Origin of the sequence: Catalinimonas alkaloidigena (assembly GCF_900100765.1) — a bacterium.
Lineage (GTDB): Bacteria > Bacteroidota > Bacteroidia > Cytophagales > Flexibacteraceae > Mooreia > Mooreia alkaloidigena.
Genome location: NZ_FNFO01000004.1, coordinates 295,695 through 311,938, shown reverse-complemented (window position 1 = coordinate 311,938; position 16,244 = coordinate 295,695). Strand labels below are relative to the sequence as shown.

At 50.2% G+C, this 16,244-nt stretch carries 8 protein-coding genes; 4 read left to right on the top strand and 4 right to left on the bottom strand.

What is annotated here, in order from left to right; genetic code table 11:
* Positions 1-125 precede the first annotated feature (125 nt).
* The 3 genes from BLR44_RS12200 to BLR44_RS12190 all read left to right on the top strand — a co-directional run bounded on the left by BLR44_RS12200 (position 126) and on the right by BLR44_RS12190 (position 3,732).
* A complete protein-coding gene (locus BLR44_RS12200; RefSeq protein ID WP_089682194.1) occupies positions 126-1,007 on the top strand; it encodes a bifunctional 5,10-methylenetetrahydrofolate dehydrogenase/5,10-methenyltetrahydrofolate cyclohydrolase in 882 nt (293 codons plus the stop codon).
* A 200-nt stretch (positions 1,008-1,207) separates the two neighbouring features.
* On the top strand, positions 1,208-1,789 hold the full coding sequence (locus tag BLR44_RS12195; protein WP_089682823.1) for a 7-carboxy-7-deazaguanine synthase QueE: 582 nt from the start codon (positions 1,208-1,210) through the stop codon (positions 1,787-1,789).
* A 23-nt stretch (positions 1,790-1,812) separates the two neighbouring features.
* Positions 1,813-3,732: an OmpA family protein gene (locus BLR44_RS12190; protein ID WP_089682192.1), complete on the top strand. Its 1,920-nt coding sequence runs from the start codon at positions 1,813-1,815 to the stop codon at positions 3,730-3,732.
* A gap of 189 nt (positions 3,733-3,921) precedes the next feature.
* Here BLR44_RS12190 and BLR44_RS12185 read toward each other — a convergent pair whose 3' ends face one another.
* The 4 genes from BLR44_RS12185 to BLR44_RS12170 form a co-directional block, all read right to left on the bottom strand.
* Positions 3,922-5,442 (bottom strand): SusD/RagB family nutrient-binding outer membrane lipoprotein, encoded by a 1,521-nt coding sequence (locus tag BLR44_RS12185; protein ID WP_089682190.1) that lies wholly within the window; start codon positions 5,440-5,442, stop codon positions 3,922-3,924.
* A gap of 28 nt (positions 5,443-5,470) precedes the next feature.
* A complete protein-coding gene (locus BLR44_RS12180) occupies positions 5,471-8,650 on the bottom strand; it encodes a SusC/RagA family TonB-linked outer membrane protein (protein ID WP_245706042.1) in 3,180 nt (1,059 codons plus the stop codon).
* Between the two features lie 542 nt (positions 8,651-9,192).
* The gene (locus tag BLR44_RS12175; RefSeq protein WP_089682188.1) at positions 9,193-10,239 is read right to left on the bottom strand and encodes a DUF4249 domain-containing protein; all 1,047 of its coding nucleotides are present in this window, start codon (positions 10,237-10,239) and stop codon (positions 9,193-9,195) included.
* A 4-nt stretch (positions 10,240-10,243) separates the two neighbouring features.
* Positions 10,244-12,598, bottom strand: coding sequence for a TonB-dependent receptor (locus tag BLR44_RS12170; protein ID WP_089682186.1), 2,355 nt, complete (start codon positions 12,596-12,598; stop codon positions 10,244-10,246).
* Between the two features lie 587 nt (positions 12,599-13,185).
* Between BLR44_RS12170 and BLR44_RS12165 the strand changes: the two genes are divergently transcribed.
* Complete coding sequence (locus BLR44_RS12165; protein ID WP_089682184.1) at positions 13,186-16,230, top strand: SusC/RagA family TonB-linked outer membrane protein; 3,045 nt, start codon at positions 13,186-13,188, stop codon at positions 16,228-16,230.
* Positions 16,231-16,244: the final 14 nt, after the last annotated feature.

The window sequence follows — 16,244 nt, the reverse complement described above, 5'->3', positions numbered from 1 at the left end:
GTATGGTTTTAAGGAAAAGATGCGTGAAGGTGCCCGGAGGTTGCACGAACGGTAAGTTATTGTGCAAAACTTGGTAAGAGCCGGTTGGGCTGGCTACTTTTGCGGGAATCACAGACCCCTTTTTTATGCAAATACTCGACGGAAAACAGACGTCCAGCACCATTCAGGACGAAATCGCAGCCGAAGTAGCCGCCATTCGATCGGCCGGTGGAAAAATTCCCCATCTGGCCGCCATTCTGGTAGGAAACAATCCGGCCAGCGAAGCCTATGTGCGCAATAAAGTAAAAGATTGCGAGCGAGTGGGGTTTGGATCGTCCCTTTTTCGATTCGACGAAACAATTTCTGAAGAGGCCCTGTTGGACAAAATCCGGGAAGTAAACGAAAACGCAGAAATCGACGGGTTGATCGTCCAGCTGCCGCTGCCTGCACACATTTCGGCCGAGAAAGTAACCGAAACCCTGGCCCCCGAAAAGGATGTGGACGGGTTCCATCCGGTCAACGTCGGGCGCATGGCGAAGAATCTACCCGCCTACCTGCCGGCGACGCCCTATGGCATTCTTGAACTGCTGAAACGCTACCCGATCGAAACCTCGGGTAAGCACTGTGTGGTGCTGGGACGCAGCCACATTGTGGGATCGCCGATGAGCATCCTGATGGCGCGGAATGATAACCCGGGCAACTGCACCGTAACGTTGTGCCATAGCCGCACAAAAGACCTGAAAGCACAAACCTTGCAGGCGGATATTCTGATTGCCGCGCTGGGCATTCCGGAGTTTGTGAAGGCCGACATGGTGAAGGAGGGCGCGGTCGTGATCGACGTGGGCATCACACGTGTGGAAGATGCCTCGAAAAAAAGTGGGTTTGCGTTGCGCGGCGACGTGGCGTACGACGAAGTAGCCCCGCGTTGTAGTTGGATTACCCCGGTGCCCGGCGGGGTCGGTCCGATGACGCGTGCGGCACTGCTGCTGAACACACTGGATGCGGCAAAGCGCTCGTTTTATCCGTAAGGCACGCGTTTCTTCACGCGAAAAGGGGGAGAAAAACGGCCTTTCGCCCGTAGTTAGTACGCGGTCGTGAACTGTTCTTTTCCCAGCTTTTGTTGCAGAACTACGTTGATCCTCTTATTATTATGATGATAACCAAAACGCCGACGGAACAAGGTGAGTCCGTGGTTACCAGGCATGCGCCCTCGCGCGACCTGCCGCTGATGGAAGCGTTCTACACGCTTCAGGGCGAAGGGTTTCACCAGGGCCGAGCGGCGTACTTTATTCGCTTGGGCGGGTGCGACGTCGGCTGTCACTGGTGCGACGTGAAAGAATCGTGGGATGCATCGCGTCATCCGGCCGTCTCAGTCAGTCAGATCGTCGCAGGCGCAGCTGCGCGTCCGGGTCGTTTGGCGGTCATTACCGGTGGCGAACCGCTTATGCACCCGCTGGACGAACTGTGTGGCGCGTTGCATGAGGCCGGTTTCCGCACACACATCGAAACGTCGGGGACACATCCGTTGTCGGGCCAGTGGGACTGGATCTGCTTCTCGCCCAAGAAGTTCAAAGCGCCCCGGCCGGAAATTCTGCAGAAGGCCGACGAACTGAAAGTGGTAATCTACCACAAAAGTGACTTGGCCTGGGCGGAGTCGTTTGCCGCGCAGGTTCGCCCCGATTGCCACTTGTTTCTGCAGCCCGAGTGGGATCGCCGCGAGCAAATGCTCCCCCTGATGATTGACTACGTGCAACAGCATCCCCGTTGGCGGGTTACGTTGCAAAGCCATAAGTACCTTAACATTCCCTGACCCAAGGGAATACCAGCCGATCCATGAGGAAATTCTGCTTCATATTGCTGTTTTTCAGTAGCGTTAGTATCGCCTGGGCTCAGCCCGGCATGTCGAGTGACAAAAAAGCCGTCAAGTTGTACGATGAGGCAGGTTTGCTGATCAAGCAGCGGCAATTCGAAGAGGCCATCGCGAAGCTGTCGGATGCCCTGCGGCGCGACCCGTCGTTTGCCGAAGCGCACTTGCAGCTAGGCAACGTCTATTCGCTTTACCGCGAGCAAGACAAAGCGCACGAACACTTCGAGCAGTTTTATAAACTGCGTCCCAACACGCCCCGGGCGCAGGAACTGGCCTTTACGCTAGGAGAGCATACCATTCGTGCCGGGAATTACCCGGAAGCCCGAACCTATTATCAGGAGTTCCTGAAGAACCCCAAGGGAAGTCGCGAGCGCCGGGAATGGGCGCAACACCAACTGGCCATCTGCGATTTTGCGGAGGAAGCCATGAAACATCCGGTCGACATCCAGGCTACTCCGATGAAAGGCAACGTCAATGTGTTCCCGCAGCAGTACTTCCCGGTGCTCACCGCCGATCAGAACATCCTGGTGTACACCGCCCGGCTGGGCCACGGCAACGAATTTGACGAAAACATTCTAGCTTCCCGTCGTCTGCCCGACGGAGGGTGGACACAGCCGGGTTCCATCTCGCCCAACATCAACACCCCCCGCAACGAAGGCACCTGCACCATTTCGGCCGACGCGCGCGTGATGGTGTTCACCATGTGCTCCGACAAGATCGGTGAGGGAAGTTGCGATCTGTACATCACTTACCGACAGGGCAACCAGTGGCAGCGCCCGCAGAACATGGGACCGGTGATCAATTCGCCGCACTGGGATACGCAGCCTTCGCTTTCTGCCGACGGGCGAACGCTTTACTTTGCGTCCAACCGGCCGGGCGGCCGGGGCAAAACCGACATCTGGATGGCGCATCAGAACGACAAAGGCGAGTGGCAGCAGCCGACCAACCTGGGAGCGCCCATCAACACGCCCGGCGAAGACCTGGCACCATTTATCCACAACAACGACAAAACGCTCTATTTTGCTTCGGATGGTCATTTGGGAATGGGCGGGCGCGACCTGTTCTTCTCCGAGCTTTCCGGCAAAACCTGGAACACGCCGAAGAACCTGGGCTACCCGCTGAACACGTACCTGGACGAAAGTTCACTCTTTGTAACGGCCGATGGCCAAACAGCTTATTACTCGAAGGACGACTATACGGACCCCAAGAAGCCGCTGAGCGAAATTTACAGTTTCCCGATGCCTCCGGCGCTGCAACCGTCGCAGAAAACCGGTTTTGTGGCCGGGAAAGTATTCGATGAAGAAACGAAAAAGCCCCTGACGGCCACCATCGAACTGATCGACCTAAACTCGGGAGAGACGGTACAGAAAGTGACCTCGGACGCACAGAACGGCGAGTACCTGATTGTGCTGACGCAGGGTAGTGAGTATGCTCTCTATGTCAATAGCCCTTCGTATCTGTTCAAGAGCCTCGCCTTCGATTACAAAGAGAAAAAACAGCGTACCGAGGGCCTCACGCTCGACGTGCCCATGAGCGCCGTGCGGGCCGGATCGAAAACCACGTTGAACAACATCTTTTTTGCCTCGGGCGAATACAAATTGCTGGACGAGTCGCGTGTTGAGCTCAACAAGCTCATCGGCTTTCTGGAGACCAATCCCGACATCAAGGTTGAAATCGAAGGCCACACCGACGATGTAGGCACCGACGCCGCCAACCTGCAACTGAGCAAACAGCGCGCCCAGAGCGTGTACACCTACCTGACCGAAAAGGGGATCGCCTCAGCCCGGCTCCAGTACCACGGCTACGGCGAAGCGCAACCCAAAGTCCCCAACGACTCAGAAGAAGGCCGCCGCCAGAACCGCCGCATTGAGTTCCGCATTTTGTAGTCTTTACGGCAAGGAGAAATTAGTGGGGGCCTGCCTCAGCAGTTCCTCAGGTGAGCTTGTATAGCGAGATGCACAGGTAGCTGTCGGGGGATAGGGGAATGCTTCTTGATCGGCTCACGGAAATTGTTAGAAAGAAAAAGGGAGGCAATTGCCTCCCTTTTTCTTTACACAATTAGAATTTAACCTCTACTATTCTACATCCCACCACATACGAGTGCTTAGTCCATTGCCACCCATACGGGCGATAGCAGCATCATAGTTGGCCTTGTTCAAGCTGTTCTCTGTTTCAGTATAACCACGACGACGTGGAATACCCATGCCGGCCGGGGCGGCCGGAGCAGGCTTTAAGTCCGGATAGTCCAGACGGCGCCACTCAGACCAGCCTTCGAAGCCCTGCATGTACAGAGCGAGCCACTTTTGAGTGCCGATAGACTTCTCAAAGTTGGCAGCATCGTAGGCAACATCGCCAGAAGCGATATACGCATCGATCTCAGCGGCAGTGACTTGATAGGGGCTACCTACTTCAGCAGCCAATGTATTCCACTGTTCCATCGAAGCGCGAATGGCTGCTTCATAAAGAGCCTCGGCATCGCCACCAGTCCAGCCGCGTGCTGCAGCTTCCGCTTGATTGAACAAAACTTCTGAATACACCAGAATGGGGCTTTTGGCTGTGGCCGCGCGTGTCGCCAAACCCGGGAACGAAACTTCCTGGTTCCGGATACTACCTGAGACTGCATCGGTTTCGCCATAAATCATTCCAACGTACTCCGGATTGGCTACAGGGAACTCGTTGGCATCGCGGGGCACGTCAACTCCAATCGGGTCAGCGTAAATCGCCAGACGAGGGTCGTCCATTGCTTTCAACATGTCTACCATCGTGTTGGTAACGGCAAAGTCCGTACGCGTCAGGAAGTGGTTGTAATACGGATTAACGTTGGGCTGTGCGCTCAGGTAAGTGTACATCGCATTGTCGTCGTTACTGGTGAAAACACCGGCGCTCAACGCTTCAGTCACTGCTGTTTTTGCCATATCAGGAGCCACTTCCGACATCCGCATGCCCAGACGCAGCTTCAGGGAGTTGGCGAACAGTTTCCACATGGCCATGTCACCGCCGTAGATGATATCACCTACCACGCCCGGCTGATTTTCATCAATCTGCGCTGCCGCTTCGGTCAATTCCTGAATGAGTGCTGGATAAATTTCGGATTGTGGGTCGTACACCGGCGAAAAGGCCTCACGACCCAGTAATGCCTGTGAGTAAGGAATATCTCCCCACATATCCGTCACGTTATGAAAGCCCCACACTTTCAGGATACGTGCCACGGCAACCTGGTTTACGTTCGCGCCTGAGGCAGCGGCGGCGTCCATGGTTTCTTCTGTGGTATTCAGGCGAATGATCTCCTGCATATCTGCTAATCCACCCGTGTAGAACGGATAGAAGCTCGATTCTACCGTCGAGTACCGCGTAATGTCCGCATACTGCGTTTGCGAGAAGTACTGAGGGTAGTGAATGGCATATTCAGCTACCGTAAGCGGATCGAATACTTGTGTGACCAATGCGCGCTCTCCCTGAGTAAACAGATAGGAGGTAGGGACTTCTGAGGGCTTGTTCGGGTCGATGTTAAGCTCCTCAAAACCTTGGTCACAGGCACCCAGCGAAACCAGTGCGGCCGCCAGGAGTCCACGTGATGCGTATGTTGTAAATTTCATAAAGTCTTTACTTAGGATAAGAGTTGAGTTACAGAGTCACTTTCAGGTTGAAACCCATTGAACGAACGCTCGGCAACTGACCGTTCTCGAAGCCTTGGATGTTACCAGACCCCAGCGCCGTTTCAGGATCGACGTTTGGTGCTTTCTTCCACAAGATAGCCAGGTGACGACCTACGAAATCCAGCGAGATGGACTGGAAGGGAAGGCTCTTGTACATGCTCTTAGGGAATGTGTAACCAAAGTTAAGTTGACGAAGCTTGGCAAAGCTGGCATCGTAGGTGAACTCTTCACGGTAGTTACGCAGGTTCTTCCAGTAGTTCTGCGCGTCAACATACGTTGTGTTAGGTGTTCCATCTTCCAAGACACCATCGGCTAAAATACCGCCACTGTTGGGTAATGGTTCGCCAGTATCTTCATCAACCAAAACAGGGTCGCGCATCGGGTTGCCCAGTGCGTTGTTGCCTACCGTTTCGATCAGTAGACCCGAGTAGGTTCCGTAACGGTTCGAAACCGAGTAGAATTTACCACCCTTCTGGAAGTCGATCAGGACGTTCATGTGGAAGCCTTTGTATGTAAAGGTATTGGTGATACCACCGGTGTAATCGGCCAAGACCGAACCATAGACTTTGTTGGTTTCACGGACGTAGTTTCCTTCGCCATCTACCAGTTTACGACCTTGTGCATCGCGTTTGATGGCATCGCCTACAAGCACACCATACGGCTCACCCTTGCGGGCATTCAGCGTAACTCCCCAGCTGTACAAAAGAATATTGTCCAGACCGTCAGCGAGTTCTACTATTTCGTTGCGGTTGCGAGCCCAGTTCAGGCCGATATCCCAGGTAAAAGCGCCCTGAATGGGTGTACCAGACAGCATCACTTCGATACCGTTGTTGCGGATCTCACCGGCGTTGATGATGGCTTCATCATACCCACTGGTTCCTGAAACCGCTAGCGGGATGATCTGGTTGATACTGATGTTGTTATAGTACGTTAGATCCAAACCAATACGACCGTTGAAGAAACGTGTATCCAATCCCAATTCGTACGAGGTCGACTGTTCTGGTTTTAGATCACGGTTGTTCAGGGTATTGGGCTGCGCAAAGGCAGGCAAGCTGCCGTAGTTGTCGCTCGGCGTATATGTGTTGTAAACGCGGTAGGGGTCTGTATCGGTACCTACCTGCGCCCAACCAGCACGGACTTTACCGAATGAGAAGACCGAAGAGCTCGGCAGTAGCTCAGAGAAAGCGAAGCTTACTGATGCCGAAGGGTAGAGATAGGAGTTATTTTCAGGAGGAAGGCTAGAAGACCAGTCGTTCCGAAGTGAAGCTTCAACAAACACAACGTTATAAAAACCGAGGTTTGCGCTACCATAGAGGCTGTTTACGCGTTTCTCTTCAGAGTAATCGGTGATTTCAGGACGGTCGATTGAGGCACCGATGTTGAAATAGTTCGGAACGCTCAGGCCGCCGACCGTACGGTTGTAGTTCCGCTGGTATGTGTTGCGGCGAGAGTTGGCTCCGAGGTTAACTCCTAAAGAGAAATTATCTCCGAAGTTGGTATTATACTGCGCCAAAAATTCAAAGTTGTCTTCACGTACCTGACGTACGTCTTCCTGATACATATCCTGTGGAATAGAACCGGAAGCAATACGGTCGTCACGACGGTCTGTATAAAAGTCGGTACGTGCCCATCCTGTTACTTTCAGACTTGGCAGGAGTTGGTACGACGCATAGATGTTCCCGAATAGGCGCTCGCGGCTATCGGTTTCGTAGCTCTTGTTCAGAACCCAGTATGGATTTTCCCAATACAAGGGGTCGAGGTTGTTAGGGCTGTTGATGTTCCATGTACGGTCGAGACCATCGGGCGTTTCATAATTTTTCAGCTTGTCAATATCAATTTGACGCTGGAACCACTGACGGAAGCTGGTAACGACGTTACCGGCATCGGCACCATAACCTGTGCCCGGACGGCCTTTCGCCGAGTTTCCTACGTAGTTGGCTTTTACACCTACCGTCAGTTTATCAGTCAGTTTTGATTCTCCACTGAAGGCCACTGTGTTGCGGGCCATGGTGCTGTTCGGGATTACACCTTTTTGATCCAGACGCGTGTATGACAAACGCATTGACGTATTGTCGGTAGAGCCGGTGATCGCAATGTTGTTGCTGGAGGTAATACCCGTCTCGAAGAAATCACGGACGTTGTTAGGATGAGCAACAAAAGGAGTGAGTTGACCATAATCTGGATCATCCTCGAACCAGCTGTACCACTGGCGAACCGGTGTTCCATCCATGCGGGGTCCCCAGCTTTCGTCTGCTGCGTAGTTGACGATAGGTTGACCGTTGTATGTGTCGAACTCCTGCTTATAACCCCCGCCATACTCGTTTTGGAATTCAGGCAGCGCCATAACCGACTCGAACGTTGTGGTAGAGTTCAGGCTGACACCGATTCCTTTTTTGTTTTTTCCGCTTTTCGTCGTGATCAGAATCACACCGTTAGCGGCACGTGAACCGTATAGGGCGGTGGCACTGGGTCCTTTCAGTACAGAGATGTTGGCGATATCGTCAGGGTTGATGTCCTGAGCGGCGTTACCGTAATCGCGGCCACCGTCAGCACCCTGTGTGTCGTCGCTGTTGAAGTTGTCGTTACTGATCGGCGTACCGTCGATGATGAACAACGGCTGGTTATTGCCCGATACAGAGCGAATCCCACGGATGTTGATGCTGGCAGAGCCTCCCATATTACCCGGAGATCCTTTGATTTGCACACCCGCAACGCGACCGGCCAGTGAGTTGACGACGTTGGTTTCTTTTACGGTTGTCAGCGCAGAACCGTCAATTTCTTGTACGGCATAACCAAGCGCTTTTTCTTCCCGTTCGATGCCCAGAGCCGTCACAACAACTTCGCTTAGTTGTTTGGCATCTTCAGACATGACTACATCTACAACCGAACGGTTGCCGAGCTCTACTTCCTGACTGGTCATTCCGATAAATGAAAACACCAGGGTCGTAGCACTGCTTGGCACTTCTAACTGATATTTTCCGTCGTAATCGGTAATCGTACCCGCGGTTGTCCCTTTAACCAAGACGTTTACCCCCGGGAGAGCGACACCATCGGCCTCAGAGGTCACCCGCCCCGAGACCGTTTTTTGTGCCCAACCTTCACCTATAAATAGGGAAAGGGACAGAAAAGCGAGTAATAGCTTTCTCATGCATTTTTTGTTTGAAGTGATAAATGAGGATAAATACAATTGTGTACAACCTCAAACATATCCCCCTGATTTTAAAATAGAAAGCGTTTCACAAAATTTTTTGTAAGATTTGGCTGAGCAAAGGGGGGGTAAAAGAGGGGATTTTCAAAAAAGGAAGCTTAAATAGTATATATATTTCTCTAAGAGGAAGGTTTCTTAGCAATCTGTTAACTGTAAAAGACAAAGGTTGCCTTCTTAGTAAATTTATAATTGAACCTTGCTGATGAGATTTTATTAAGAAAATTCTATCTGAAATGAGTTCACGTTTACTGCGCTATTATGTAAGAAAAATGAAAGGAATGGCGGGATTGACAGATGAATTTCATCAATAAGCTTAAAAATTGCTGCACTACTAAGCATCTTTCTTGGCACGTTGCGGATCAGTTCAGCCTCCAACCAACGAACCTCTGTGCAAAAGGTGCTAAATGGAGTGTTTATTGTTTAAAAGCAATCGCCGATCGATACACGCTCTCATCATCGCGCGTTTTCTCTGATTAAGAAATTTACCAACCGGCAGGTGCGTAATGGATAGAATTCTCTTTTTCGCGGCAATCGTCCCAATACTGAAACGCTTCCACTTCGTAAGGAATGTCGTTGCGCACAATGTAAGTCGTGGCTTCAGCTGCTGCTGAAGCTACAAAAAAGCCTATGACCTGTTCATCGGGATTAGCCACATTGTATATATTTCCTTTTATCTCGGAGGGGGGAGGGTCTACTACCGATCCGGTAGACTGCTTTTGCTCTTCAAGGGCACGGAAAAATTCATAAGCAGCTTCACTGATGTTATGCTGTTGTAACGTCAGGCGCAATTTTACTCCCATGTATTTTTCGAATGGTAGAAAAAATACCTGCTCGTTAATCACGAACTGCCCATTGGTAAGCCGGTCGCTGAGCACCTTTGGGAGGTAGCCCTGTTCTGGCCACCAGCACTGGCTACAACATGGCTTAGGTGCTCGGCAGGGGCATTGCGGCCCGCCTTCAGTGTCCTCGTAAAGTTCGGGCTGGGTGTCGACTTCAAACAGCAGCTTGTACGACCACTTGTAGTAGTTTTTTCCTTCGGCCGGGTCCTGATAATCGACACTGAACATATAGCCCGGCATCACGACCTGCTCGGAAGTGCCTTCCATGACAAAAGGTTTTTCAGCGTATTCGTAGCGAATCGAATCCAGCAGAACAGTCTGTGAAACCGTGACCGGGGCAGACTGATACGTTTGCGTTTTGGTAGTAACGTGCAGGGTATACGTATGCCCCGGAATGGCCGTTATGCCCTCGGCAGCGTAATAGTACCCGGCACTCTTTTGGGTCGGTTGCTGAAATTCGTAGTACTCGCCTTCTACACTCGTGATGAATACACGAGCACCATCTACAAATACATTGTAGCCAGTGTTAAAGGGCTGGGAGCGTGTTAGGCGTACATAATGTCTGTTGGGTAAATTACTGAATTCGGCTTCTACGACTAGGTGTTCGAGCTGGCCGGTAAATTCGATGGAAACCGGACTGATGCAACTCGCGAGCAGGAGGATCGCAGTAAGGCAGTATTTCTTTAACATACATTCAGAAAGTTAGCTGGTACGAAAGAGAGGGGATGGCTGATCCAAGCACTGAGAGTTTGTAAGTGCCTACCGGCGAACCGTAAAAATGGGCATAGAGCAACGAGTACGCGTTTTTGCGGAAGTAGAGATTATAAACCGAGAAGCTCCAACGCGACTGTACTTTCTTATGAGGATGCGAGGTATAATTGAATGCAATGTCCAGTCGGTGGTAGTCGGGCATGCGCTCCTGATTGCGACCGCGGTAGTTGGCCAGGATGGTATCGTAGTAACGAAACCACGAGTCGGCGATCGTATTGGGGCGACCGGTGGTGTAGGTGAAGTTAAAGGAAAAGGACCAGCGCGGGTCGTACAAACGGTAACTGGAAAAGAGGTTAATGTTCAGGGGGCGGTCGTAATTGGAAGGGTAGACCTCTCCGTTGTTGATGGATTCCTCGGGGGTAGGGCCGGCGACCACACGAAACGAACGTGCGTAGTTCAGGCTGAGCCATCCTGTCAGACGGCCGTGGTTCTTCTTGATCAGCCATTCGGACCCGTAGGCAAAACCTGTTCCCGTTAGGAGAGCGGCTTCCAGTGCCGGATTTAACGACAAGGTAGCACCGTTCTTATAGTCGAGTTGGTTGAGCAGATTTTTGTAGTAAACTTCCCAACTGAATTCATAAGCTTGGTCGTCGCGCACGAAAAAGTATCCTAATGCCCATTGGTCGGCAATCTGTGGCGCGAGGTAGCGGTTCGAGAGCTTCCATATATCAACCGGCGTAATCGAGGCCGTGTTAGAGATCAATTGAATATACTGGCGCATCCGGCTGTACCCCAGTTTCACTGAGCTTTCTGCATTAAGCGAAAGCTTAACCGCCGCGCGAGGTTCCAGGCCCTGATACGCCTTAATTTTTTCGCGAGAGGAATACAGAACCGTATCCACAATCGTATTTTCGCTGCGCGGCACACCCTCTTCGTACGTATACACCTCCCCGGGGCCGTATTTGGCGAAGAATGAATGGCGCAGACCCATGCTTACCGAGAGCGCTTTGCTGATGCTAACCTCGTCGTTCAGATAATAATAAGTTTCATAGCCCAAGTCCTGATCGAGCGTAATGGGCGTACGGCTCGACGTGCCGTATGTTTGGAAATCTCCTGGCTCGACCTGGTAGCGAGCGCCTCCGGCTCCAAACTCCAGCGTATGCTGTGGAATGCCAAAGTAATTTCCGTCGTATTTGACCTGGGTGAAGTCGACACCCGACTGGAGCACAAATTCTTCGCCGGTACGAATACCTTCTACCTGGTTCTGATAATGGCTTTTTACCAACGTGAGTGCGCCACTGTAATTGTCATTTAAGATGTGGTGCCACTTCAGGCTCCCCAAGGCATTAGACCAATGGTAAAGCGTATCGTACGGAAATTTGAAGCCATCTTTGCTATAATAGGCCGAAAGGCTGATTTCATTACGGGCATCGATTTGGTAGTGGTATTTGACGTTGAAATCATAAAAGTAACCTGCACTGTTTTTCAGGTTCTGACTCGGAAAGAGTTTCAGAATATGATTGGCAGAGGCTCCGCGGCCTGCCAGCACAAACGAACTTCGTTTAGTTAGGGGGCCGTCAAGCCCTAGCTTGAATGTCATCGGTGAGAGTCCGGTCGACACATGCAGTTTATCTTCGTGCCCGTCTGCCATAGAAACGTCGAGCACAGAAGAAATACGGCTGCCATAGCGCGCCGATACGCCGCTCCGGTGCAACGTGAAACTTTTGAGGTAGTCTGGGTTATAGATAGAGAAAAAGCCAAACAAGTGCGCTGAGTTAAATACTGGCGCGTCATCGAGCAAAATCAGATTTTGATCTGCGCCGCCCCCCCGCACCTGAAAACCGGCCGCCCCTTCACCAGCTGTCACGACACCAGGTAGGGTAGTAATGGATCGGATTACGTCAACCTCTCCCAGAAACGTAGGGATTTTTTGCAGCACCTTGGCTGCTAGAGTTGTTGCCCCCATTTGCACAGTATTTACGTCCGTCAAGGGTGTGGCCGTCACCTCGACCTGATCCAGACTGGTACGGCTGTCCTGAAGGCGAATATTCAACGTAAAGTCATGCCCCCGGATGGTAAACGATTTCACAAACGGCTCCATACCTACGTATTGGCAGGAGATGGCGTACTGACCTTCTGGAAGCATGAGTGCGTAGAAGCCTTCTTCATTAGAAATTACGGTCATTTGCCCGGGTTGTATGACCAAAAAAGCACTGGGTAACGGCTCGTTTCGTTCATCAAGTACGCGTCCGGAGATGCGGTAAGTGGACTGGGCAAGCAGAGAAGAATGGGGCAAAAAAAGTAAAGTAAGAAGTAGCGTTAGAACATATTTTATCATTTATGGGAGGGTTATGGCCAGCTAAAGTACAATATAACACTATAGAGGTGTGAAAATCTGCGGGGTATATGATCACGTTACTGATAAATACGATTTATGATTTGCTCGAGACCGAAGCATCGTGATAGCTTGAAAGTAGGGAGAAGCCATAGAGGTATGAAGGACATCGACTTATGTTGCGGACAATTCACTTAAAAAAACATAGGTAATGCATATTGTGCGGTAGTTTTTAGCAACGTGGCTTTCCTGCTATGGTCTGGTCTGCGTTACATAATAATCCACATCAAGTCTGGTGTCGAGTAGGGTTAGAGACGTGGGTTTGACAAACTGGCAGCTGAAGCTACTAATTAGTTAAAAAAATAAAAGATTGTTGTTCTGGAAAAACAAAGAAGAATTGATTTGTGTTAACCTTTTTTGGGGGATATTGCTTTGGAAAATGACGCATTTTAAAGTAACAATTAAATATGAGTCAATGAAAATTTTGTAATTTTTTGTCTTTTGTTTAGAATCTTATATTGTTCAACTGCCAATTGAGGTATAAGTTTGATAATAGTTCGTATGCTTTCTTTAATTCAAGTCAATCTTTTATGAAACATTTCTTACTCATTGCTACACTTCTGTGCGCTTTTGTGACGCAGGAGGTGTGGGCACAAACCCGTACCCTTTCTGGTGTGGTTCGTTCCGCTTCTGACGAAGGGGAGTTACCAGGAGTGAACGTGAGCGTGAAAGGATCGACGGTAGGTACCATCACCGATGTGAATGGTGCGTATACGTTGACAGTACCTAACAATGCTGAAACACTGGTTTTCAGTTTTGTAGGATTTCAAAGCCAGGAGGTTGCTATTGGTAGCCGTTCGGTAGTAGACGTAAGCTTAAAGGAAGATGTTCAAGCTCTTTCTGAAGTAGTTATTACGGGCTATGGTGAGCGAAGCAAGAATGAGTTCACCGGGGCAGTGTCGACGCTAGGTGCCGATCGTATTCAAAACAAACCCTTTGCCACGGTCGATCAGGCTTTGCAAGGGAATGTGGCAGGTCTACAAATGGCTTCCTCTTCGGGTACGCCTGGATCGAGCCAAAACATTCGCATTCGTGGTATCAGCTCTATTACTGCTAACAATGACCCTCTGTTTGTGATTGATGGGATCCCGGTTGTGAATGGTGATAACAACCGCTCTACTGCAACAGGTAGCCTCAGCATACTTTCTTCTATTAATAATAATGATATTGAAAGTATTACAGTGTTGAAAGACGCCTCGGCTACTGCACTCTATGGGGCTCGCGGCGCAAACGGCGTAATTGTAATCACCACGAAAAAAGGGAAATCCGGAAAACCTGTGGTGACCTTCTCAGGGCAATCGGGCATGATCTCACGTGCCGTACCTGGGCCGCAGGGCTTGAGTGGAGAACAATGGGAAGAGTTATATTACGAAGCGCGTGTAAACAATCCTGCTAGCGAAGTAAGCACAATCGAAGAGGCCCGAACAAAATATCCAAACGCTTGGGATGGCGTAACCAACACAGATTGGCGCGATGTGATTACCAATCACGATGCCATGACGCACGATTACAACCTTTCTGTACGAGGTGGTGGTGAAAAAAGCAACTATTACGTTTCGGGAAGCTATTTCCAACAAGATGGAATCAATGTAGGGACAGATTATGAGCGCATTACCGGAAAAGTGAGTTATGGTAATGCCATCACTGAAAAGATGATGTTGCAAACGACTTTCAATGCTTCGTATGTAACACAGAATGGTCAGTTGGAAGCCGCGGCTTATTTCGGAAACCCGGAGCTCGCCACGTTGTTCTTGCAAGCTCGTGACAAGCCGTATGCACCGGACGGAACTCCTAACTTAGATCTGCTTGGTATCGTCTTCAACCCCCTATACCTTGCGCAGAATGACATCAATCGGCGTAAGCAGGCGCGTGTATTCAACTCCACTACGTTTGAATATAACATCCTAAAAAATCTCAAGTTTACCTCCGTCTTAGGGCTTGATTACTTATTGACTGATGAGCTGTATTATGACAACCGCAACTATGGAGACGGAGCGGGTGAAAATGGTGGTTCTACCGCTTATATGAATCGCAACTTCAACTGGGATTGGAAGAATATGCTGGATTATAGCTGGCGTCTTAACCAAGACCACAGTTTTAACTTACAAGCCATCTTCGAAGCCCAAAAGAACAATTATTATACCATCGGAGCTGGTGGGATTGGCTTCGCTGCAGATGGACTTTACTACCCAGAATCAATAGGAACACCTGATTACGTATCAGCATACCCGAACGATTGGGCTATCAATTCCATTATGGGCTTGGCCAATTACTCGTTCCGCGAAAAAATATTTCTAGACGGAACCATTCGTCGCGAAGGAAACTCTCGCTTTGCGCCCGGGCTACGCTGGGGGACGTTTTACTCAGTAGGTGCTTCTTGGGTATTTACAAAAGAGGCTTTCATGCAAAACCTGACGTGGCTCAACAATTCTAAGCTACGGGCTTCTTATGGCCGTACAGGTAATGCTGGCGTCGGACTTAACGAGTACCAGGCTTTCTTAAGTTATAGTGGTGCGTATAATGGAGCTGCGGCGGTTTTTCCAAGCCAGTTAGGAAACCAGGACCTAAGCTGGGAGAAAAGTGACGCCTTTAATATTGGGTTAGACTTTGGTCTCTTCAACCGCATTAATGCAACTGTAGAATACTTCCACCGCACTTCATCTGACCTTTTACTAGAGGTACCGCTGTCTTACACTACTGGTTTTAGCAGCCAGACCCAGAACGTAGGTACTATGGTGAACAAAGGTTTAGAAGCGTCGATAGATGGTGATGTAATCCGTGCAGGGTCCTTTCGTTGGAATCTGTCCGCGAACATGACTACCCTTAAGAACGAAGTGACGGAACTCCCTCTCAGTGCTGAGGGGGATGAGATCGGAATTACTACCAGCATTCAGAAAGTTTCGGTAGGGCAACCTGTATACGGGTGGTACATGCCAACTTGGGCAGGAGTAGATACGGAGACAGGCGCTCCTTTGTGGTATGTTGAAGGAACAAGCGGCGAGACGACCTCAAATTACTCAGCGGCTTCGTCTTCATTCCACGGAAGTTTCTTCCCTACCTTCTACGGAGGTTTGACCAACCGCCTGGAGTACAAAGGTGTTTATGTAAGCGCTCAACTGTATTATTCTACGGGCAATTCCGTGTATGATACATGGGCAGGCTATACACTATCAGACGGGCAGTATACTTATACGATCGCAAACGGATATGCTCGCCTCTATGATCGCTGGCAAAAACCAGGAGACATAAGCCCTAACCCTAAGAACATTTATGGCAACACGACTCGTTCAAACAGTAATTCCACGCGTCGTCTTTACAGTGATGAATATCTGCGTCTGCGCGATCTGACCATTGGTTACAACCTTCCAGCCTCTCTTCTCTCAAAAGTTGGATTTAGTGCAGCCAATATCTACTTAAAAGGAAACAACATTTGGACTTGGGTAGCTGACAAAAACTTGGAGTTTGACCCCGAAGTTAGCACTTCTGAAGGGCTAACTGGGTCAGCACGGGGGACTCTTAACCTGACGGCCGCTCCGATTAAGACGTATTCTCTTGGTTTAACGGTTAGCTTCTAAATCTCCGAAATGTC